Genomic DNA, 21354 nt, shown 5'->3' on the forward strand with positions numbered 1-21354 from the left:
TGCTCCCCTGCTCCCCTGCTCCCCTGCTCCCCTGCTCCCCTGCTCCCCTGCTCCGGGTGCTCTCCATCACCTCATCCTCCATCGCACTGATTACGAAAGAATAAGTAAAGGTTTCTTAAGGAAAGTGGGTTCCTACAATTAAGTAAATTCACGGTGATAAATTACGTAAATTCACGGTGGACTTTTACATTAGTTAGTTGGGTGAGGTTCGCTCATCGGTAAACCGGCTGCATTAACCCCGACGACAAGGAAACCCAAACATGAATAAAACGAATTCTTCGGCAGAAATTCACGATCAGGCTCATCCCCAAACACCTCCTTCCCCACCTCCCCAAAGAAAAGCTGCCTCTCGCTCAGAATCGAACCGTGTGCTTTCTATTCAGCAAATGGTTAAAGAGGCTCATGCTCGCAAGGCATCGGACATTCATATTCGAGTCGGGCTACCCCCTAGATATCGTGTTCGGGGTGAAATGTTTGTCGCTGAGGGTCATGGCAAGACGACTCCAGAGATTTTTGCGGCTTATCTGTCTGAAATTCTCACTCCTGCCCAGAAAAGACAATTTTCAGAGACCAAAGAGCTGGATACAGCGATTTTTTATCCAGGCTTTCTCCGTTGCCGGGTGAATTGTTTTGACTCTCTGACGGGGGGAGCGATCGTGATGCGACTGATCAGCCTGGATGTTCCGTCTATTGATACCTTAGGGTTGCCGCAGGTTCTCAAGCAAATTGTCAGCAAGCCTCAAGGACTGGTGTTGGTTACGGGGCCAACGGGTTCCGGGAAATCAACAACGATCGCAGCGATGATTCGCTATCTCAATGAGACGGCACACAAGCACATTGTCACCATCGAAGACCCGATTGAGTACGTTCATCCTTCCCACAAGTGCCTAATTAGTCAAAGGGAAGTGGGCTTGCACACCCATGAGTTTTTGCAGGCGTTGAGGTCAGTATTGCGGGAAGACCCGGATGTGATTTTGATTGGGGAAATGCGCGATCGCATTACGATTAACACCGCCCTGCAAGCCGCCCAAACCGGACACTTGGTTTTGGGTACCCTCCACACGCGCAGCGCTGTTAATGCCGTTAACCGCCTGCTAAACCTCTACAATCCGGATGAACAACATACCATGCGGATTCAGATGGTGGAGTCTCTCGTGGCGATCGTCGCTCAACTTTTGCTGCCCACCACAGACAAGCACCGCCTTGCGGTTCACGACGTTCTCATCAACACCTTGGCGGTACAAGATTACTTGATGAAAGGGGAAGACGAAGAAGTCCTGCGACTGATGGAAACCGACACCATGGAGGGGATGCAACTGATGAATCAGGCACTCTACGAGCAACTCTTAATGGGTCGGCTTACCATCGATGATGCCCGGAAAGCTTCCCCCGATCCCAACGACCTAGAACGGAAGCTACGAACTGGTGGTATAGACGGCGCATCCTCAAGCCGTGAATGGATGATGAATAAGTGATATCCTCCCTCGTCAAGCGATCGCTGTAATGCGAGTCTTCAGGAGCGAGAGATAATTCATCAATAAAAATAGCCCGCACAGGCGAGGCGGGCTGTTTTTGTGTAGCCGCAAATTGAAATCTGCGGACTACTATATTTTTTGCGCTTACCGTTTCGCTAGCTTCTTCGATACCTTCCGCAAGCGAATCGACTCTGGTGTTACTTCCACCAACTCATCTGGGCCAATATACTCCAAAGCACGCTCCAGACTCATATCCATAGGGGCTTGCAACTGCACTAGCTCATCACCCGTTGCCGCGCGATGGTTGGTCAACTGCTTGGTCTTACAAACATTCAACTCCAGGTCTTGAGCACGATTGTGTTCGCCAACAATCATCCCTTTGTAAACCTTGGTGCTAGGAGTGATGAAGAAGGCACCCCGGTCTTCGCCGTTTTTCAGGGCGTAGAACGTTGCCACCCCTTCTTCAAAAGAGATGATTACACCGTTGCGGCGAGTTTCAACATCACCGGATAGGGGGCGATAGTCTAGGAAGCTGTGGTTCATAATCCCTTCACCGCGTGTCAGGCGCAAGAATTCACCCCGGAAACCGACCAAACCCCGCGCCGGAATCACAAACTCTAGCTGAGTGCGACCATTTGCCCCGACTTGCATATCCTGCATTTCACCCCGACGCTGTCCTAGGCGCTCAATGCAGCCGCCGACAGCAACTTCTGGGACATCTAGCACTAGACATTCGTAAGGTTCGCACACATTGCCGTTGACTTCGCGATAAATCACTTTCGGCTGAGAAACTTGAAACTCATAACCTTCACGGCGCATAGTTTCAATGAGGATGCCCAGATGCAATTCACCCCGTCCAGAGACGAGGAATTTATCCGGAGAGTCGGCTTCTTCGACGCGCAGGGCGACGTTTGTCTCCAATTCTCGTGTGAGGCGATCGCGCACTTGTCTGGAGGTCACGAAACTCCCTTCTTGACCCGCAAACGGCGAATCGTTCACCGAGAAGGTCATCTGCAATGTCGGCTCATCCACCTTGATTAGGGGTAACGCCTGGGGGTCAATGGGGTCAGTAATCGTCTCGCCAATATTGGCATTGGCAAACCCCGCAACGGCAACAAGATTTCCGGCGGTCGATTCTTCGAGATCGACTCGCGAAAGTCCTTTAAAGCCCATCAGTTTTGAAATTTTGGCTTTGACAATCTCACCTGTCTCTGTCACCAAAGCGGCTTGTTGTCCAGATCTGATGGTGCCATTGTGTATCCGTCCAATCACAATCCGTCCGAGATATTCGGAATAATCTAGGGTTGTGACTTGTAATTGCAGCGGCTTGTCCGCATCGCCAACAGGGGGTGGAACGTGGCGCAAAATGGATTCAAACAGCGGCTGCATATCTACGCCTTCGGCATCCAAATCTTCTTTGGCGTAACCGTCTAAACCGGAGGCAAATAGATAAGGAAACTCACACTGATCGTCATCAGCCCCTAGTTCCAGGAACAAATCTAGCGCCTTATCAATGGAGCCGTAGGGGTCTGCTTGGGGACGGTCGATTTTGTTAACAATCACAATCGGACGTAGTCCCTTTTCCAGCGCTTTTTTTAGCACAAAGCGCGTCTGAGGCATCGGCCCTTCATTGGCGTCCACAATCAGTAGACAGCCATCTACCATGCCCAATACTCGCTCAACTTCACCACCGAAGTCTGCGTGTCCAGGGGTATCAACAATATTGATCAGCGTCTCTTTGTAGTAGACCGCTGTATTTTTAGAAAGAATGGTAATTCCGCGTTCTCGCTCCAAATCGTTGGAGTCCATGACGCAGTCTGGAACGTCTTCCCCTTCGCGGAAGATGCCAGATTGTTTGAGGAGGGCATCGACAAGGGTGGTTTTGCCGTGATCGACGTGGGCGATGATAGCAACGTTGCGAATGGGGAGAGACATAAAAGCGTCAAAAAAATTGCTAAGACTGTTGAGCGTTACTCAAGGTTTCTTAATAATTCTAGCTTATTGTTCTACCTTTCGACTGTAAGATCAGTTTTCGCTATGTACTGCTTTTGTTGAATTCAGAACCTGATCCATTTGCCGCCGTTGATGCGGTAAATCTGTTCGGGCTGGAGTTGGAGGAAAGGAGCGATCGCGGCATCACGGAAATTACCATTAGAGGAATTTACGCTGCCAAGGAAGCTGTGGGTAGGTAATTAGGACTTCAGTTACCTGTTTCACCTATCGAAATTATTATGAGAGTATCTCCTCATAGGAAATTTTCATTTCTCTTTAAAAGCGGTGGTGGCTCTAAAATGACCCAAACTAATCCCGAACAAGGTAGGCTTTATACGAGATTTATTGCAATTTTGAAAGCAATCCAATATTTTGGATTCTTCATTACAGCTACCTTTAGCGCCATTATTCTGCTAGGAAGTGGTTCTGTGCAACTTGGGGTTTCTCCTTTCTCGACTATTTTCTTTTTTGCCCTATTGCAACTACTCATCGTCTGTTTGATCGGCTGTTTGATCGTCTATATTTCTACACAATCACTGATAGCGATCATTGACCTTCTCAGCCGGATAGAACTACATACGAGAGCTAGGTGAAAAGAAAGGATTGCTCTTGGTAAAAAATAAGGGTTAAAAATTATGCAGATAGAAGATTAGTTTGACTTTGTGGTATCACCGAAATGAAATAGCATGACCCAGTAGGCAAACCTAAAAGTTTTGGCACAACTGGCAAGCTACGATCGTCAAGCAGTGTGAGGAGTGCGGACGTGAATCTTGTGAAGGTGAGAGGGATGGGTAGAGCTTTGCGCCTGATTGGTTGGGTTGTTACTGCCATTACTAGCGTGGTTGGGGTTGATAGCCTTGCTCAAGCACAATCTAATGCGTCCCCCTGTCAGCCGCCTCAAAGGGGGGAGTACATCCTGCTGGTGCTGAGTCAGACACAGCAGAGCCAAGCACAAGTTCAACGGGCTTTACCCGCCAATACTCAGGCAACAGTTTGTAAGTATTTTGAAGATACAGTGACGCGGATTGCTGGCTTCAGTCAGCTAGAAGATGCCAGCAGTTGGGCGCGGTATGTCAAAGATATTGTGGGGTTAAGGGCGGTGGTAGTAAGACCTACCCAAGCCCAAGCGACAGCCGCCAACTCCTCCAGCTATAACCCTCTTCCTTTGGGGAATGGATATGCTGTGTTGGTCGATTACTTCAATCAACCAGAAATCGCATCCCAAATCCGACAGTTAATGGGTGGTGATGTTGGCTTGGTGTCTTATGGGCAACGCCCTTACTTGCTAGCCGTCTATACTACGAGCGAGGGTGCCGCCAATTTGGCCTTACAGCGATTGAGCGATCGCGGTTTTTGGACAATGGTTGTGGACAGCCGCCGTGTGACGTTACTCAAACAGACGGTGGGAAATTAGGAGAAAGGGTGCATTATTGACATCCTCCCCGACCTGAAGGTGCGGGGATTCCTCACCACGCCAAAACCTACGAATAGGAGAATGGTCGCTGAATGGGGTTGACGCTTCACAGGTGGCAACCAAGCCTAGCTTGGATTTATGTCTTCCTCCACGTCCGTTTTAAATCTCGAACTGCCCGCCCGCGATTAAAGTTGATGAACTTGCATATTCAGTTTTTTTAGTGCCTTCAGGTCGGAGCGTCCGTTGCCCTTGGGTTCTTTCCCTCTTACCGTCCCAGTCCCGGTTTCACAGCCTATGGCTGGTATATCGCTGCAAGATGAGGTGGGTATTTCAACCACCATCATTGTATCAAAAAGCCGTCCTTATAGGACGGGGCTTGTATCCCAATGTTTTTAGTCATCAACTACTGATTAATTCAATAAGCGGGGCTGGCAATCCAAGAAATGGTAACGCCTAGGGCTAAACCAACGATGACTTGGAATGGGGTGTGTCCTAAAAGTTCCTTCAGGCGGTCTTCATCAAATTCTTTACCTTTAAACATCTCATCAATGATTTGGTTGAGGATGCGGGCTTGTTTGCCTGCGGCTTGACGAACCCCTGCGGCATCGTACATGACGATGACGGCAAAAAGGGTGGCGATCGCAAACTCATTACTAGTCCATCCGGCTGTTTGCCCCACCCCCGTTGCTAGGGCAGTCACCAGCGCGGAATGGGCGCTAGGCATCCCCCCGGTTGCCACCATTACGCGCAAGTTAAATTTGCGATTTTTGGCAAGTTCGACAAAAAGTTTGATTAACTGAGCGACTAAACTAGCGAGGATAGCAACCAGTAGTACCCGGTTGTCTAAAATGCCGCTAATATCCTGCATGACGACTTCTGCTGATTTGAGTACCACTATCAACTAAATGCTAAATAACGACTTCACGAGGTGCGAGCAGTAATAAAATCGGCGAGAGCCAGTAACGGCTGGGCTTTTTCCCCAAACGTTGCCAGTTCCCCTTTGGCAGCCGCAACCAATTGTTGGGCTTGAACTTTCGATTCCTCCAGTCCCCAGATACTGGGATAAGTTGCCTTTTGCGCCTGGAGGTCTTTGCCTGCGGTTTTGCCTAATTCCTCTTGGGTAGCCGTGATATCCAAAATGTCATCGACAATTTGAAAAGCTAACCCAATATTTTCAGCATAGCGTGACAGCCGTTGCCGCTCGTCTTCGGCGGCTCCTGCCAAAATCGCGCCAGAAACCACACAAGCTTTTAGCAATGCCCCAGTTTTGTGAGTGTGAATGTAGTTTAAGGTTTCAAGGGTAATATCATTTTTGCCCTCAGATTCCAAATCTACGACTTGCCCCCCAACTAATCCTGCTGCCCCAACTGCCCGACCTAAATGGCTAATCACCTGCAAAACCTGCTGGGCGGGCACATCCTGAGTTTTGGAGGCAACCCATTCAAAGGCATACGCCAGCAAGCCATCACCTGCCAAAATAGCGATGTCTTCCCCGTAAACTTTGTGATTAGTGAGTTTGCCTCGACGGTAATCATCATTGTCCATCGCCGGGAGGTCATCATGGATTAATGACATGGTGTGGATCATTTCCAGGGCGCAGGCAGTCGGCATTGCCATTGCTGCTGTCCCTCCGGCTAGTTCACAGGTTGCCAGACAAAGAATCGGACGCAAGCGCTTCCCACCCGCTAGCAGCGAGTAACGCATGGCTTCGTAAATCTTGTCTGGATACGCTTGGGGGAGAGACTGCTCTAGGGCAGCTTCGACTTGAGCTTGCTGTGCCTCTAAGTAGGACTTGAGGTTAAAAGTAGAGGATTGTTGATTGGGGGCAGGTCGCCCATCGGTCGCTACCATGCCAAGTTCCTTAGATAGTGTTAGTGTCCTAACAATTCTACGGGGCGAGAGGTCGTTATGAATGCGCTTTTGTATAGCTAAGTACTGTGTTGTGCAATAGCATCGCTACTGTCATCGGCCCAATGCCACCGGGAACGGGGGTGATAAATTGGGCAACTTCTGCCACGGAGTCAAAGCAAACATCCCCTACCAAGCGGCTTTTCCCGGTATTGTCGGTAACGCGATTGATCCCGACATCAACGACAACAGCTCCGGGTTTAACCATTTGAGCCGTAATCAGTTCCGGGCGTCCGACAGCAGCAACTAAGATATCCGCGTTGCGGGTAATTTCTGTAAGATTTTGTGTCTGGGAATGGGCAACTGTCACTGTCGCATCGGCTTCTAACAGCATCATGGTTAAGGGCTTGCCGACCAAAATACTCCGCCCGACAACCACGGCTTGTTTGCCTTTTAGTTCAATTTCATACTCTTGCAACAGCCGCATTACTCCCGCCGGGGTGCAACTGCGTAACCCGGCTTCTCCCCGCACTAGACGCCCTAGGTTTACGGGATGCAGTCCATCGGCGTCTTTATCCGGATGAATTTGGTGCAGCAAGGATACAGCATCTAGGTGTTTTGGTAGAGGTAGCTGAACCAAAATGCCATCAACGCTTTCATCTTGATTTAATGCATGAATTGCTTCCTCTAGCTCGGTTTGGGAGGTTTCTGTGGGGAAATGACGACCATAGGAGGCAATGCCGACTTGAGTGCAGGCACGCTCTTTGTTACGGACATAGGCGGCGCTAGCCGGGTTATCCCCGACCATCAATACCGCTAATCCTGGTGGGCGTCCGTTTATTGATTGCAGTTGCAGTACCTGGGCTTGCAGGTGCTGCTGAAGTTGTTGAGCCAGGGCTTTACCATCGAGTAAGCGGGTGTTGCCAGAGTCCATGAGGATGTATTTTTCTATATGCGATCGCAACAAGTTACTTTGATAGTCTCAAATGAGTCTCTTAAAATGATGCCGTTATTAGGTAAGGCAAAAGCAGTGATTCTTTGGGCGCGATCGCCTATCATCTCACCAGACACAGGGAGTCTTGTACCATAGACTTTTCTAGTTTCTCAGATTTCGCTCGCGGGTTGTTAAGAATCCTGACAACTGGCTCCTCAGTTGGGAGAGAATGTCAATCAAAGCAGGATAAAGTAGCCTAGTTGCTAGCCCCGGTCTATACCGCACGTAATTTTGACGGCAAGGGTGAGACTAGTCTATTACGGTAAGACGCAACAGAGGAGTTACACCGCGTGTATTTGCGATCGCTAGATTTCCGCAGCACATTACCAGCAAAAATCAAGACGATGCAACCGAAAAAGTCTCTAAACCGCTATCTCTCAATGTTTTCCGGCTTGCTCTTGGGAGTAGGACTGGTCAGTTGTAGGGGCGTATCCCCCTCAAATTTTGTGGCGATCCCCATGAGCACTCACTTTGGGAATGTCAACACAGTTAGCGAGATCAAGCAAAATAAAATAGTCACCAACATCGTTCACCTCAGAGGTCAAGTGAGCAATCGTGCCCCCTTTTTAGGCAATAACGGTGCCTATGAACTTCAGGATGAGTCCGGCAAGATTTGGGTGATTACCGACGCAAGCGTCCCCAATCTCGGCGATGAAGTATTAATTCAAGGTCAAGCCTATTACCAAAGTATTCCCGTCGCTGGGCAAGAATTAGGAGAAGTCTATGTTCAAGAAGAACAACTGCTAGAACGCAAAGCGGGACGAACGGCTCTACCTGTTGCCGTTCCTGCACTTCCCGAAGGAGTCTATGAGTAATCAGCTCGTTGAAGTTGCGATCGCGATTATCCATCGCCAAAACCAGTTTCTCATGCAGCTTCGAGACAATATCCCCGGCATCATCTATCCCGGCTGCTGGGGATTTTTTGGCGGACATCTAGACCCTGGCGAAACTCCAGAGGTGGCAATGAAACGGGAACTCCTAGAAGAAATTGGCTATACCCCGCCAAAGGTCTTAGAGTTTGGCAATTACGTCGATGCTCAGGTGATTCGCCACGTTTACCAGGTGCCTTTGACTGTAGAACTAGATCAACTGGTACTCAACGAAGGCTGGGATATGGATCTATTTACACCAGAAGAAGTTAGAAAAGGGGAGCGTTACTCCGTCAAAGCCAAAGAGGTGCGACCTCTAGGGCGTCCTCATCAGCAAATTTTGTTGGATTTTATTGAGTCCTGAGTCCTGAGATTCTGAGTCCGGGAGAAAGTATGAAGGGTGAAGTATGAAGTATGAAGGGTGAAGTATGAAATAGGCGATTGGAGTCATGGCTAATCGTCGTCAATTTTTCTCTCCCCTGCACCCCTGCACCCCGGCTCCCCTGCACCCCGGCTCCCCATCCCCTACTCCGGTTGCTCCCCAGTACTCCTATCCTCTAAACAAACAGGTAAAACCAAAGTAAAACTGCTTCCGCTTCCAAGCTCTGACTTGAGGAGGATATCACCGCCATGTAGTTTTGCTAACTTCTGTGCCAGCGCTAAACCCAAGCCTGTACCTTCATATTGGCGATTTAGACCACTATCTAATTGCTGGAAGGTTTGAAACACCTTTGCTTGCTCCGCTTCGGCAATGCCAATTCCTGTATCAGTCACCTGAAACTGCATACAGTCAGATCCATTGAGAACGTCTAGGGTGATCAAGCCACTCTCTGTAAACTTGATGGCATTGGAGAGCAAATTTAACAAAATCTGTTTTAAGCGTCGCCTATCGGCAATGCAGCTTTTGAGGGTAGGTTCAATACTCAGGGATAGCTGCAAGCCACGACGCTGGGCTTGCTCGTAAACTAACGACAAGCACCCTTGACAAACCTCTTGAACTGAACAGTTTTCTAGGATTAATTCTTCTCGCTCTGCTTCGATTTTAGACAAATCCAATAAGTCGTTAATTAGCTCTAACAACTGATGACCGCACTTATGACTCTCCGCCACATACAGTCGCTGTTTATCGTTGAGCAAACCCAACTTTTCCTCTAAAAGCACGCTGGAAAAGCCGATGATCGCTGTTAAAGGTGTTCGCAGTTCGTGACTCATATTGGCAAGAAACTCAGTTTTTGCCCGATTAGCGGCGTCTGACAGGATTTTTTCCGCCTCTAGCTCTTGGGTGCGCTGCTTTACCAACTGTTCTAAGCGTTCTTCACTCTGACGCAGGGCTTCAGTTTTTGCCAGTTCAGCACTGAGACGCCGACCAAAAAAAGAAGCAATCAGTGCGACGATGAGCATTAACAATGCCCCAATGCCAATTGTCACTGCCAAAAATGAGTGGTCAATGACCGAAAAATTGGACATCATCGGCGGGGCGGCGTGGAAGGTGACGGCTGCCATGGCGATGCCGTGCAAGCCACTAATCGCCGTCCCCATCAGCAGAGCGCTGCCTAGCTTCCGTACGCTTTCTTGTATCCTGGACTGAAAATTCCTTCCGAAGGTTATTCTCAAGGTGACAAAGGAGGCACTAACTACCACCACACCAGAGAGAATCACTAGTTTCGGGTCGTAGGATTGGTAGACTGCTGCTCGCATTGCTGCCATGCCGATATAGTGCATCCCCATAATCCCGATGCCGATCAGAGTGCTTCCCACTGATAAGGTGAGAGTGCTCGGTTCTGGCTCGCGGCTGACGACAAAAATCCCGAATCCCGACCCCACTACTGCTATGACCATGGCTAGAAAAATCAGTAGATGGTCATAACCAACTAAAACGGGTAACCTGTGGGCAAGCATAGCCGTGAAGTGAGTTACCCAGATAGTGATTCCTAGGGTGAGGGCGCTGCCAGTCAGCCACCAATACCGCGTTTGGGTTTTAGCGAGAGTAATTTGTTCGGCAATATCCAACGATGTATAGGAACCAATGACTGCCACAAGAATGGCAAGAACAATTAGACGGATATCGGACGAAGTCGTCAGAATTGTGCCTGGGTAGGACATAAGGGTTTGGCTTGCTGGAAAGCCTAGAAGGTAAAGATTTTTTAATTGTTTGAGTAAATTTAGAGGAAGGCGCGAACAACCAAGGGGTAAGCTGCAGATGCCTACTAAACTAGCTCAACGCGATCGCGTGATGGTTTCTCTCACGGTAACTTTTCTGTTCAGGAGAATCATTATTCAACAAGAAACTCTAGATTTAACTCAGTAAAAGCGATCGCATGTCCTACTCATGACGCAAATTAACAGCTTGCGATAAAGTCAATAAGGATTGTCAACTCACTCTCTTTGTCCATGAGCGGATACCTCGAAGCCTCTACCTCTCCCGAACCCAATGCGGCTAAGTCCACGCGGGCAACTGAAAAAGCAAAGAGCGTGAAGGCGGAAAATGCTGACCATCGGACGGTAAATCGCGAGCAGCTAACCCCGATGATGCAGCACTTTGTCGAGGTGAAAGACCAGTATCCCCAGGCAATGCTGCTGTATCGGGTGGGGGACTTTTACGAGACGTTCTTTCAGGATGCCCGAACACTGGCGGAGGAGTTGGAACTGGTTTTAACCAGCAAGGAGTCAGGGAAAGGCGTTGGACGGGTGCCGATGACGGGGGTACCGCACCATGCCTTAGACCGCTACTGTACGATGCTGGTGGAAAAAGGATATGCGATCGCGATTTGCGATCAAGTGGAAGATGCGGCGGTAGCGGCAAAAGAAGGGCGGCAGGTACGGCGGGAAATTACGCGCATTCTCACGCCAGGGACACTGATGGATGATGGGATGCTCAAGGCTAGCCGCAACAACTTCCTCGCCGCTGTGGTGATTGCCGGGGAACATTGGGGTTTAGCCTATGCCGATATTTCCACAGGGGAATTTCTGACGACGCAGGCGAGTAACTTAGAGAAACTCTGCCAAGAATTGATGCGTTTGCAGCCGTCTGAGGTACTATTTCCCACCAATGCGCCAGATTTAGGGACGATGCTCCGTCCGGGAGAGAAATCTGACCATTTACCGGATTGTTTGCCCAATTCCTTTTGCTACAGCTTTCGTCCGCAAGCGCCGTTTTCGGCAGTGGCTGCCAGAGAGCGATTGCAGGAACAATTTAAAGTGCGATCGCTAGAAGGGATGGGCTGCGAACATTTGCCCTTGTGCGTCCGCGCGGCGGGTGGTTTGCTGGAATACCTCGAAGACACCCAAAAAGACAATCATGTCCCGCTCCAGACTTTACGCACCTACACCCTGGCAGACTACCTGATTCTCGACCACCAAAGCCGTCGTAACCTAGAAATCACCCAAACCGTAAGGGATGGCACCTTTAACGGCTCTCTGTTGTGGGCGCTCGACAGAACCAGCACAGCCATGGGAGGACGAGCCTTGCGCCGTTGGTTGCTGCAACCCTTGCTAGATATCAAAGGCATCCGGGCGCGACACGATACGACTCAGGAATTAGTAGAAAATAGTTCCCTCCGCCAAGATTTGCGGCAACTGTTGCGCGGCATCTATGACTTAGAACGGCTCACCGGACGGGCGGGTTCCGGTACTGCCAATGCGCGGGATTTGGTGGCGTTGGCAGATTCGTTGCTGAAGTTGCCAGAGTTAGCCGAATTAGCGGCTTATGGTAATTCTCCTTACCTCAAAGCTTTGCAGAAGGTTTCCCCAGTTTTAGAGGAGTTGGGGCACAAAATCTGTCAGCACATCGTGGATTCGCCGCCGTTGCATCTAATGGAGGGGAATTTAATTAAACCGGGGATCAATTCCCAGTTGGATGAGCTGCGGATGGCGGTAGCCGATGACCATCAGTGGATTGCCAATTTGGAAGTGACGGAGAAGTCGCGTACGGGTATTCCAACGCTCAAGGTGGGGTTTAATAAAACCTTCGGCTACTACATCAGTATCTCCCGCTCCAAGGCAGACCAAGTGCCGGATAACTATATCCGCAAGCAAACCTTAACGAATGAGGAACGTTATATCACGCCGGAGTTGAAGGAACGCGAAGCGCGGATTCTCACGGCACGGGATGATTTAAATCGCCTGGAATACGAGGTTTTTGCGGGCTTACGGGCAGAAGTGGGAGAATTATCAGAACCTATTCGCCACGTATCGCGTGCCGTGGCGGCGATTGATGTGCTGTGTGGCTTGGCGGAGGTGGCGGTGTATCAGGGCTACTGTCGTCCGCAGATGGTGGAAGGGCGAGAAATTGAAGTTATTGACGGGCGTCATCCGGTGGTGGAACAGTTGCTTCCTTCCGGGTTTTTTGTGCCGAATTCGGCGTATTTAGGGAGAGGGTTGGAGGGAACGAACCACGGAGGCGCAGAGGACGCAGAGTTAGGAAAAGAGTATCCTGATTTGATTATTCTGACGGGGCCGAATGCGAGTGGGAAGAGTTGCTATTTGCGGCAGGTGGGGTTAATTCAGTTGCTGGCGCAAACGGGGAGTTTTGTGCCAGCGACGGCGGCAAAATTGGGGGTATGCGATCGCATTTTTACCCGTGTGGGTGCGGTGGATGACCTGGCAACTGGGCAATCAACTTTTATGGTAGAGATGAATGAGACGGCAAATATTCTCAATCACGCTACTGCTAAATCCCTAGTGCTACTTGATGAAATTGGCAGAGGGACGGCAACTTTTGATGGGCTTTCCATTGCTTGGGCGGTGGCAGAATATCTGGCAATGGAGATTCAATCCCGAACCATTTTTGCCACTCACTACCACGAACTAAACGAACTCGCGTCAATTTTGCCCAATGTGGCGAACTACCAGGTAACGGTAAAAGAGTTACCGGAGCAAATTATCTTTTTACACCAAGTTCAGCCGGGAGGTGCGGATCGTTCCTATGGTATTGAAGCTGGACGATTGGCAGGTTTACCCGCAACCGTGATTCAACGCGCCAAACAAGTGATGGGGCAAATCGAAAAGCACAGCAAAATTGCTGTTGGCTTGCGTCAAGGTGGCGATTTTCCGGCGCAGCAGCGAAGCACTAGGAAAAGTCAGCCAGCCCAGAATTCCTTAGAGGAGCAGTTAGATATTTTTGACCCCTAGGGCGTGTTTTCTTGCCTTCCCTGTCAGATTCAGATCCCCCCAGCCAGGGTTAAAAAGGGGGGAGAATCTTCTCAAAGTCCCTTGTGATATCAAAGGCAAAGCAACATCTAGCTTCCCCCTTTTTAAGGGGGACGGGAGGGGGATCTCCGAGGGGGACTTAGGGGGATCTCCAGGTTTTAATACTAAATGGGGTTCCTAAAGCGGATTTAGGACTACTCCTCTGGCTGCAACTTCTCCAACCTCGACTTTGCCACGCTATCGTTAGGATTGCGCTCGATTGCTTGCTGCCAAATAAGTTTGGCTTCTTGAGGTTTCCCTTGCAGGTTTAGAGCATCGCCCAGATACCAATAGGCGTCGGCGCGTTTACTATTGAGGCGGATGACTTGGCGATACTCCGAGGTTGCGGCATCTAAGTCGCCCTGCGCCATAAGAAGATTGGCTAGATTTAGGTGCGCGATCGCTTCATCCGGATTTTGCCCGATCAGTTCCCGATACTCCTCAATCGCTACCTCTAGCTTCCCCTGCTGAGACAATATTTGACCCACCTGCAAAGCCACTTCTGTACTTTTAGGAATCCGCTGAATTAGCGCTTGAAATACAGCTATTGCTTGATCGAGTTTGTCTTGCTCGATTAAAGATTCTCCTAAGCGTAAATAACCATCAATATTTTTAGGCGATCGCTCAACTAGTTCTTGAAATACAGGAACGGCTTCATCCACCTTACCTTGCTTGAATAAAGAATTTCCTAATAGTAAGCGCACCATATCATTACTACGATTTTTCTCAATCAGCCGACGAAACGCGGTTTCTGCGCCTTGATAATCTTTTTGTTCATAAAGCTTCGTTGCTTTCCTAAAACGGTTAAAGGTGATCGCCGTTTTAATAATCAAAAAGCTGAGGATAGCCAAAACAAACCCGACGACAGTAGCCGCCAGAAAATCAAACTGTTGAGACGTTTCAACCATTTTTAGTCCTTTTGAGGTTGTTTTCTTTTCCCTACCAATATCGCGCGATCGCCTTCTAGTTCCTCAGACTAATTACCTACTTGCATTCTCAATGTAACCTGTTAAATCTTCCGTCCGTTGTTCTGTCACTCTCGCAATACAAAGGGCATGATTTGCAGGTGCAAAGGAACCCCCTTCGTACTTACCTCTAGCATATTCACAATCAGCATCTCGAAACTGAATCCACTTTTGTTGAGCGCTAATTAGTCTTCGCTTTTGAGGTGGATTTTTAATCGTTGCCTGAAGTTGTTGATAGACTTGATTGAGCTTTTTATCAGCCGTTTTTGCCGCCTGACTAGCACATTGATTGATTTGGGCTTGAGTTTGAGCACTCTCGCAGGAGGGGGATGAGTTATTAGCCGTCTCTACTGGCGGGGAAACTTCAGAGGATGACGGTATGACAGAGGTTGTGGCAGAAGCAATAGCATTGGGTGAATTATTAGAGTTTTCTGATGTTGTTGTACAGCTAGTTGTTAGGGCAATACAGCAGATAGTTAAGGTAAGTTGAACGAGACTTTTAATTTTCATCCTACGTAGGATAGATTTGTATCAACACTCTTTTTATGGTTCAAGTTGCTAGTTAATAGGGGAAAAAGCAAGAATTATTAACACCGCGATTAATTTGAGCAATCTCAAACTAAAAAGCAGGTAATTGGAAAAATTATGTATTCGAGGAAAAAGAGCTTCCAAATAAACTGATAAAAGCTGGCGATCGCACTTTTATCTTGTAAATCTACTTGTGTGCTGCGCCACCACATTACGCTCAATAGCACTAGATGTGTCACTACCAGAAAAACAGGATTTACTGAATCTTTTAACCACAGTACACCTGCGATCATCATCCCCAAATAACAGCTAGTAATCACCCAGCGTGCCAAGCTAAACACCACGGGTTTCCCCAACTGGAGAGTAAACGTTGTGATGTTATACTGCTTGTCGCCTTCCATATCGGGAATATCTTTGAAAATAGCGATCGCAAAGGTAAACACAATAATAAATACCGTCAACGCCCAAACGGTTTCTGTCGGTAAGAAGAGCGTTCCATCTTGTTCCTGTAGCTGAGCCGTGAAGTGTAAAAACAGCCCCAGATTAACAACTGCACCCCGCACTGTAAAAATACACAAACTCGCCCAGAAGGGAAATCGCTTTAACCGCACTGGTGGCAATGAATAAGCTGTGCCAATCGCTAAACTTACCGCCACCATCAAGAACAACCACCACCCCAGCAATCCAGCAATTAGCAGTGCTAAAAGTCCCGTACTTCCAATAATTAGTTGCGCTTGCTGCCGGGAAAATTCTCCCGCTGCAATGGGTAAGTGAGGTTTATTAATTTGGTCAATTTCTACATCTTCAAGTTGATTTAAACCAACTATGTAAACATTTCCACACAAGCAAGCAATCCAACTACCTAATAATAACGACATGCCATAGTGTGACCCCAAAAGCATCAAGTTTGGATCGATTGCCGCCACCGAAATCCCATACAATGCCAACACACTTAAACTCGTACCAATAATGGTATGCGGTCGCGAAAATTTCCAAAATGCATACAGCCACTCTCCAGGCTGCTGAAACAAACTCAGTTGAGAATCGGATGACTTTTTCTGAGAAATTTGGCTCATTAATAGTTGCTAGTTAAGTAATTAGGCGAGAATATATCAAACTTTGTGTTGCAAGGTAAGAACTTTTAAATGGGTTATAGTGAGGGCTTTATCACTCAAAATAGGGCTAAAACCCTGACTACGAACCTTTAATTATTTACCTCCTCCTACTTGTTTCTTTTCAATTGTTAGTTTTTATTAGCTAATGGGGACTGACGGCTAGGAAAAGAGGATTGAGTCAGTCAATCCATCACTTCGTCCCGCAAAGCAAGCCGAAGCGAACTAATCCTCGGTGATACCCGGAACTCATCAGGTTGAGGAAGAGGGCAGCTTGGAGGGTAGTCCATCCACTGGTAAGTAAGCCGAAGATGGCACTGGGTTGCAGGGCAGAATCGACGACGACATCCCAAAATGGCGCGACAGCATCCGACCAATCGGCAGTACGAATATTTTGGAAGGAGAGCTTAGAGGCGATCGCGTCGTACTCTGATAAGGAAATAACATAGGGTACGCAGTAAACTCGGTAGATTTCCGCCAGATGCCGCTGCTCATCCACGGTTAGTGGCCCCGTAGCGGGTGTAATCGGGCGATGACACCAAGTTGCCATCAAAAAAGTTCCCCCTGGTTTTAGCACCCGATAGCACTCTTGAAGGAACTTTTCCTTATCGGGCATATGCTCCCCGCTTTCCATTGACCAAACAAAGTCAAAGCTGTTATCGGCAAAAGGCATACTCAGGGCATCCGCCACCTGAAAGCAAACCGTTTCTCCCAATCCGGCGGCTTGGGCGCGTTCTGTTGCCCTTTTTGCCTGCACGGGGCTGAGGGTGATCCCCGTAGCACTTGCCCCATATTTTTGTGCTAGGTAAACAGAACTGCCCCCAATGCCACAGCCAACATCAACAAGGTGTTCAGCCCCTGTTACTCCTGCCCAAGTCAAGAGTTCTTCAATTAAGTCAATCTGCGCCTGACGCCGTTCTTTTTTCTCCTTACCTGTGGGCCCATAGTAACCGTGGTGCATGTGTTCGCCCCAAACTTGTTCCCACAGACCAGAAGAAGCGTCATAAAATTGTTGAATTTGACTCTGTAAGGTTGCAGTCATAGATTTCCACAGGTGTGCAGACCGGAATCAGCCTACCAGACACTGCTGGTACTTTAAATGAATTTTCCAACTTCCGATGGAGATACATTTGGGTCGATCATATGGCTCTACCGAGAGGAGGAATTTTGCGGCCAGTTTGTCTAAAGTCACCCTCTGCTCATGAGACACTGCACAAACATAAATCCCGTTGTCTAAATTAACCTCTGACCCTGGCTCCCTCAACCCATGACCATCTCTCGAACTGTTTGCTTCGGATTCCTGGCTCTCATCGCCGTAGGGACGCTTCTACTGATGCTGCCGATTTCTACTACTACTGGGACGTGGAATGACCCGATGGTGGCGCTATTCACCTCTACCTCCGCTGTCTGCGTTACAGGTCTCATCGTTGTCGATACTGGCACCTATTTTTCCTTTTGGGGTGAGTTATTTATCTTGATGCTGATCCAGATTGGTGGGTTAGGCTACATGACAACCACAACCTTTCTCATTCTCTTGGTAGGGCGAAGGTTTGACTTGAGGCACAAAATTGCGCTTCAACAAACCTTAGATAGACCCGGTCTCCAAGAGAGTGCAGGCATGATCCGCTCAATCATCGCCACCACAATAATTTTTGAAATTACAGGGATATTTCTGCTACTCCCCACCTTTACTAAGGACTATGGATGGGACTACGGGCTTTGGCTATCGATTTTTCACAGTATTAGTGCTTGGAATAACGCCGGGTTTAGCCTGTTTGTTGATAATTTGATTGGCTATCAGTCTTCTGTACCGATTAATCTGGTAATTTCGTTTCTGATTATCTTTGGAGGAATTGGGTACCAGGTAATTTTGGAAATGTATTTGTGGTTGCGCGATCGCCTGATGAGAAAAACGCGACGACCGTTCTTTTCTCTAAACTTTAAAGTCGTCACTAGCACGACAATTGTGCTTTTGATGGGGGGAACAATTGCTTTCTTTTTTACGGAGTTAAGCAATGCTGGAACTTTACAACCTCTCAGCTTTGGAGAGAAATGGTTAGTTGCCTGGTTTCAATCGGTTGTAACCAGAACGGCGGGCTTTAACAGCGTTGATTTCGGTCAAATGACAACGGCAGCACTGTTTATTACCATTGCTTTAATGTTTGTTGGGGCGAGTCCAGGTGGTACGGGTGGGGGACTAAAAACAACAACGTTGAGAGTGTTAACCAGTTGTACCCAGACAATTTTACAAGGCAAAGAGGAAGTCCATTTATACGAGCGCCAGGTAGCAACTCATATTATTTTGAAAGCCATTGGCGTGCTGGTTGGTTCAGTGGCAACCGTTATTCTTGCCACCATCTTAATCTCTCTTACGGAGCCGACCCTTGACTTTATTCAACTCTTATTTGAGACAGTATCCGCGTTTGCCACTGTCGGGCTTTCTACCGGAATTACCGCTAAGATTTCCTGGTTGGCAAAGTTAGTGTTAGTGATGACGATGTATGTCGGGCGAGTGGGCGTTTTCCTGCTGATAACGGCGATTTTGGGAGATCCTCGTCCTACCCGGATTCACTATCCGGAGGAAAATCTCCTAGTAGGGTAGTCACAACCGTTACTATCCCTTGCTAGGCTGGAGATTACATTAATCAGTTGTTCTATCCATTCCGTAAAGTCAGTTGATCTAGGGCATGGAATAGAGGTGCCTAAAAGCAGCGAGCTAAAACAAAGGAATTAAGCGTGAATTTGTCGTCTCTAGGTTTTTTCCGCAATATCCGCAAAGAAAATCAACAGTTTGCTGTGATTGGGTTGGGGCGTTTTGGTCGAGCCGTTTGCGGTTCGCTGCATCGTTTGGGCTACGAAGTCTTGGGAACGGATATCGATGAAAAACGAGTTGCTCAAGTCTTAACTGACCAACTGGCTGCCCATGCCGTGCAGCTAGACTCTACCGAACCTGCGGCATTGAAACAAGCCGGAATTTTTGAGTTTGATACGGTAATTATTGCGATTGGGAACTACTTACAAGAAAGCATCATTACGACGCTGAATGTGAAGGAGGCGGGTGTGCACTACGTCGTTGCCAAAGCCTCATCGGAAGTCCACGGAACGCTTTTGCGGCGAGTCGGAGCGGATCATGTGGTTTTTCCGGAGTCTGAAGCCGGTTGTGCCTTGGCGCGATCGCTTACTAAACCCGCCATCCTAGAACACTTCGAGCTTGACCCTAACAATAGTATTGTTGAAGTGATGGTTCCCGAAGAGTTTCATGGCAGAACGGTCACGGAAGTCGAACTCCGCAGCCGTTATGGGTTGAACTTACTCGCCGTCGGTCAAAGCGAAAAGTTTGAAATTAATCCCGACCCCAGTCGCCGTCTCCACAAAGGTCAAGTCATGGTTGTCATTGGCTCAAACCGGGATATTGACCGCTTGCCGATTTAGAAAAGACAGGGAAAAGGGAAATAAATTTTCCTTTTCCCTGCTAGCGGTGGTTTATTGAGCAGGCGCTACTACTGCCGGAACTGTCGCTGGAGGTGCAGAGATTTGGAGGACGTACTGATCGATTTCGTCAATTTTCCCAAAGTTGCCTTCCTGGTTGTACAGGTTTCTGGCTTCTCGCAAAGAAGCCAGCGCCTCGTCTCGTCGGGCTAGCTGCTCTAGGGCAACACCCAAGTTGTAGTAGGCTTCCGGTAGATTACGGTCAAGGATGATCGCTTCTCTGTATTCAGGAATCGCTCTAGCATAATCCTTGTTCCGGTGTAGGGCGACTGCCAGGTTATAGCGGGTTAGGGCGTCATTGGGTTGCAGGCGAGCGGAAGTTTGCAGAGCGGCGATCGCTCTATCAAGTTCCCCGGCTGCGGTTAATGCTACACCTAACTGCTGATAAGCAGCGAGATTGTCCGGTTCGAGGTTGGTTGTGTATTGGAGGCGATCGCTGGCTGCCTCAAATTCACCCCGCTGAAGCAGCACTAAGCCTAAGTTGTACTGAGCCGGGACAAATTTCGGATCGAGTCGGGTCGCCGTTCTTAACGCCTCCTCTGACTCCTCATATCGCTGTTGATTTGCCAGCAATAATCCCAACTGATAGTGGGCTTGTACTAGCTCAGGATTGCTATTGACGGCTTGCCGAAGCGCGGTAATAGCAGGCTCGGTTTGGTTTTGTTTGGCAAGTAGTAATCCTAAGTTGTACTGAGCGAGGTCGTAGTCAGGCTGAAGGCGTATTGCTTGTTCGTACTCAGCAATAGCCGCGTCTGGTTGCCCCTGCGCTTCCAATGTCAAGCCTAAGTTATAGCGAGCCGCAGCGATATCAGGATTGATAGACAAAGCGCGTTGGTATTGAGCGATCGCCTCAGGTAGGTTTCCTTGCCGATACAAGGCTAATCCTAAGTTGTAGTAAGCCTCTGACATATTCGGGTCAAGCCCAATTGCCCGACGATACTGCTCCGCCGCTAGTTCAGTTTTAGCTTGCTGAAAGAGGGAATTTCCCAAGAGATAATGCGCCATCGCAATAAAGGGGTCAGATTGTAAGGCTTGGCGAAAAGCCTGTTCTGCCCCGCGAAAGTCACTCCGGTTATAGCGGTAGATCCCTTGTTGAAAAGAAGACGCCGCCTTTATGTCTTCTGAGTAAAGTCCCTCAATCAGTTGCTTCGTTCCAGGCGTTGAGGAGACTTTACCCGCAAAAGCTGGATGAGCCGCAGTTGTTACACCTAAGCTGAGGAGTGCAGCGGCAAACAGTCGCATCCGTTTATAGTGTTGGGACATAGGTATAGGTACAAGACCAGCACCAATGGCAAGTCGCAATTTTTCCTTAGAGTACAGTTTAGCTGTAGTTCTGGGGTAATGGGTGTTGGAGTTTGGGAAGCAGGGAAGCAGGGGTGCAGGGGAGCCGGGGAGCCGGGGAGCCGGGAGGCAGGGGAGCAGGGGGGCAGGGGAGCAGGGGAGCAGGGGAGAGGAAGAGAACCAATAACCTCTTTCATACT

19 protein-coding genes are annotated in these 21354 nt (G+C 48.7%); 9 read left to right on the forward strand and 10 right to left on the reverse strand.

Going from position 1 to position 21354, the window contains the following annotated elements:
• The first annotated feature begins 260 nt into the window (after window positions 1–260).
• Window positions 261–1475, forward strand: a complete 1215-nt coding sequence (locus AC5JR3_RS19825) for a type IV pilus twitching motility protein PilT (RefSeq protein ID WP_495848289.1) — start codon at window positions 261–263, stop codon at window positions 1473–1475.
• Window positions 1476–1619: 144 nt separating this feature from the next.
• On the opposite strand, the gene typA is transcribed toward AC5JR3_RS19825, so the two are convergent.
• Entirely contained in the window at window positions 1620–3410 is a 1791-nt protein-coding gene (gene typA, locus AC5JR3_RS19830; protein WP_495848290.1) for a translational GTPase TypA, read from the reverse strand.
• Between the two features lie 116 nt (window positions 3411–3526).
• Between typA and AC5JR3_RS19835 the strand changes: the two genes are divergently transcribed.
• From AC5JR3_RS19835 to AC5JR3_RS19845, 3 genes are all read left to right on the forward strand, one after another.
• Window positions 3527–3667 (forward strand): hypothetical protein, encoded by a 141-nt coding sequence (locus AC5JR3_RS19835; RefSeq protein ID WP_495848291.1) that lies wholly within the window; start codon window positions 3527–3529, stop codon window positions 3665–3667.
• A 39-nt stretch (window positions 3668–3706) separates the two neighbouring features.
• Window positions 3707–4060, forward strand: a complete 354-nt coding sequence (locus tag AC5JR3_RS19840) for a hypothetical protein (protein ID WP_495848292.1) — start codon at window positions 3707–3709, stop codon at window positions 4058–4060.
• A gap of 170 nt (window positions 4061–4230) precedes the next feature.
• On the forward strand, window positions 4231–4881 hold the full coding sequence (locus tag AC5JR3_RS19845; RefSeq protein ID WP_495848293.1) for a hypothetical protein: 651 nt from the start codon (window positions 4231–4233) through the stop codon (window positions 4879–4881).
• A gap of 415 nt (window positions 4882–5296) precedes the next feature.
• On the opposite strand, the gene AC5JR3_RS19850 is transcribed toward AC5JR3_RS19845, so the two are convergent.
• Genes AC5JR3_RS19850 through folD form a run of 3 tightly spaced genes read right to left on the reverse strand, consistent with a single transcriptional unit; the run spans window position 5297 to window position 7663 of the window.
• Window positions 5297–5749, reverse strand: a complete 453-nt coding sequence (locus AC5JR3_RS19850; RefSeq protein WP_495848307.1) for a divergent PAP2 family protein — start codon at window positions 5747–5749, stop codon at window positions 5297–5299.
• Between the two features lie 53 nt (window positions 5750–5802).
• Window positions 5803–6732, reverse strand: a complete 930-nt coding sequence (crtE, locus tag AC5JR3_RS19855) for a geranylgeranyl diphosphate synthase CrtE (protein WP_495848294.1) — start codon at window positions 6730–6732, stop codon at window positions 5803–5805.
• Between the two features lie 55 nt (window positions 6733–6787).
• Window positions 6788–7663, reverse strand: coding sequence for a bifunctional methylenetetrahydrofolate dehydrogenase/methenyltetrahydrofolate cyclohydrolase FolD (gene folD, locus AC5JR3_RS19860; protein WP_495848295.1), 876 nt, complete (start codon window positions 7661–7663; stop codon window positions 6788–6790).
• A 350-nt stretch (window positions 7664–8013) separates the two neighbouring features.
• Between folD and AC5JR3_RS19865 the strand changes: the two genes are divergently transcribed.
• Both AC5JR3_RS19865 and AC5JR3_RS19870 read left to right on the forward strand, forming a co-directional pair.
• Complete coding sequence (locus AC5JR3_RS19865; protein WP_495848296.1) at window positions 8014–8538, forward strand: hypothetical protein; 525 nt, start codon at window positions 8014–8016, stop codon at window positions 8536–8538.
• Complete coding sequence (locus AC5JR3_RS19870) at window positions 8531–8956, forward strand: NUDIX hydrolase (RefSeq protein WP_495848297.1); 426 nt, start codon at window positions 8531–8533, stop codon at window positions 8954–8956. The genes AC5JR3_RS19865 and AC5JR3_RS19870 overlap by 8 nt, the downstream gene beginning before the upstream one ends.
• A 161-nt stretch (window positions 8957–9117) precedes the next feature.
• On the opposite strand, the gene AC5JR3_RS19875 is transcribed toward AC5JR3_RS19870, so the two are convergent.
• Window positions 9118–10695, reverse strand: a complete 1578-nt coding sequence (locus AC5JR3_RS19875; protein ID WP_495848298.1) for a sensor histidine kinase — start codon at window positions 10693–10695, stop codon at window positions 9118–9120.
• 288 nt (window positions 10696–10983) lie between these two features.
• Here AC5JR3_RS19875 and mutS point away from each other — a divergent pair, with 288 nt between their 5' ends.
• Window positions 10984–13722, forward strand: coding sequence for a DNA mismatch repair protein MutS (mutS, locus tag AC5JR3_RS19880; RefSeq protein WP_495848299.1), 2739 nt, complete (start codon window positions 10984–10986; stop codon window positions 13720–13722).
• 212 nt (window positions 13723–13934) lie between these two features.
• Here the strand turns inward: mutS and AC5JR3_RS19885 are convergent, their stop codons facing one another.
• The 4 genes from AC5JR3_RS19885 to AC5JR3_RS19900 all read right to left on the reverse strand — a co-directional run bounded on the left by AC5JR3_RS19885 (window position 13935) and on the right by AC5JR3_RS19900 (window position 17426).
• Window positions 13935–14687, reverse strand: a complete 753-nt coding sequence (locus tag AC5JR3_RS19885) for a tetratricopeptide repeat protein (protein ID WP_495848300.1) — start codon at window positions 14685–14687, stop codon at window positions 13935–13937.
• Window positions 14688–14759: 72 nt separating this feature from the next.
• Entirely contained in the window at window positions 14760–15254 is a 495-nt protein-coding gene (locus tag AC5JR3_RS19890; protein ID WP_495848301.1) for a lysozyme inhibitor LprI family protein, read from the reverse strand.
• A 104-nt stretch (window positions 15255–15358) separates the two neighbouring features.
• Window positions 15359–16348 carry a homogentisate phytyltransferase gene (locus tag AC5JR3_RS19895; RefSeq protein ID WP_495848302.1) on the reverse strand — a complete coding sequence of 330 codons (990 nt, stop codon included), beginning with the start codon at window positions 16346–16348 and terminating at the stop codon, window positions 15359–15361.
• 229 nt (window positions 16349–16577) lie between these two features.
• The gene (locus tag AC5JR3_RS19900) at window positions 16578–17426 is read right to left on the reverse strand and encodes a methyltransferase domain-containing protein (protein WP_495848303.1); all 849 of its coding nucleotides are present in this window, start codon (window positions 17424–17426) and stop codon (window positions 16578–16580) included.
• Window positions 17427–17651: 225 nt separating this feature from the next.
• Between AC5JR3_RS19900 and AC5JR3_RS19905 the strand changes: the two genes are divergently transcribed.
• Both AC5JR3_RS19905 and AC5JR3_RS19910 read left to right on the forward strand, forming a co-directional pair.
• Window positions 17652–18986 (forward strand): TrkH family potassium uptake protein, encoded by a 1335-nt coding sequence (locus tag AC5JR3_RS19905; RefSeq protein WP_495848304.1) that lies wholly within the window; start codon window positions 17652–17654, stop codon window positions 18984–18986.
• 134 nt (window positions 18987–19120) lie between these two features.
• Window positions 19121–19816 carry a potassium channel family protein gene (locus AC5JR3_RS19910; protein ID WP_495848305.1) on the forward strand — a complete coding sequence of 232 codons (696 nt, stop codon included), beginning with the start codon at window positions 19121–19123 and terminating at the stop codon, window positions 19814–19816.
• Window positions 19817–19867: 51 nt separating this feature from the next.
• Here AC5JR3_RS19910 and AC5JR3_RS19915 read toward each other — a convergent pair whose 3' ends face one another.
• On the reverse strand, window positions 19868–21136 hold the full coding sequence (locus AC5JR3_RS19915; protein ID WP_495848306.1) for a tetratricopeptide repeat protein: 1269 nt from the start codon (window positions 21134–21136) through the stop codon (window positions 19868–19870).
• Window positions 21137–21354 lie beyond the last annotated feature (218 nt).

The sequence above is a fragment of the Kastovskya adunca genome (assembly GCF_059505785.1).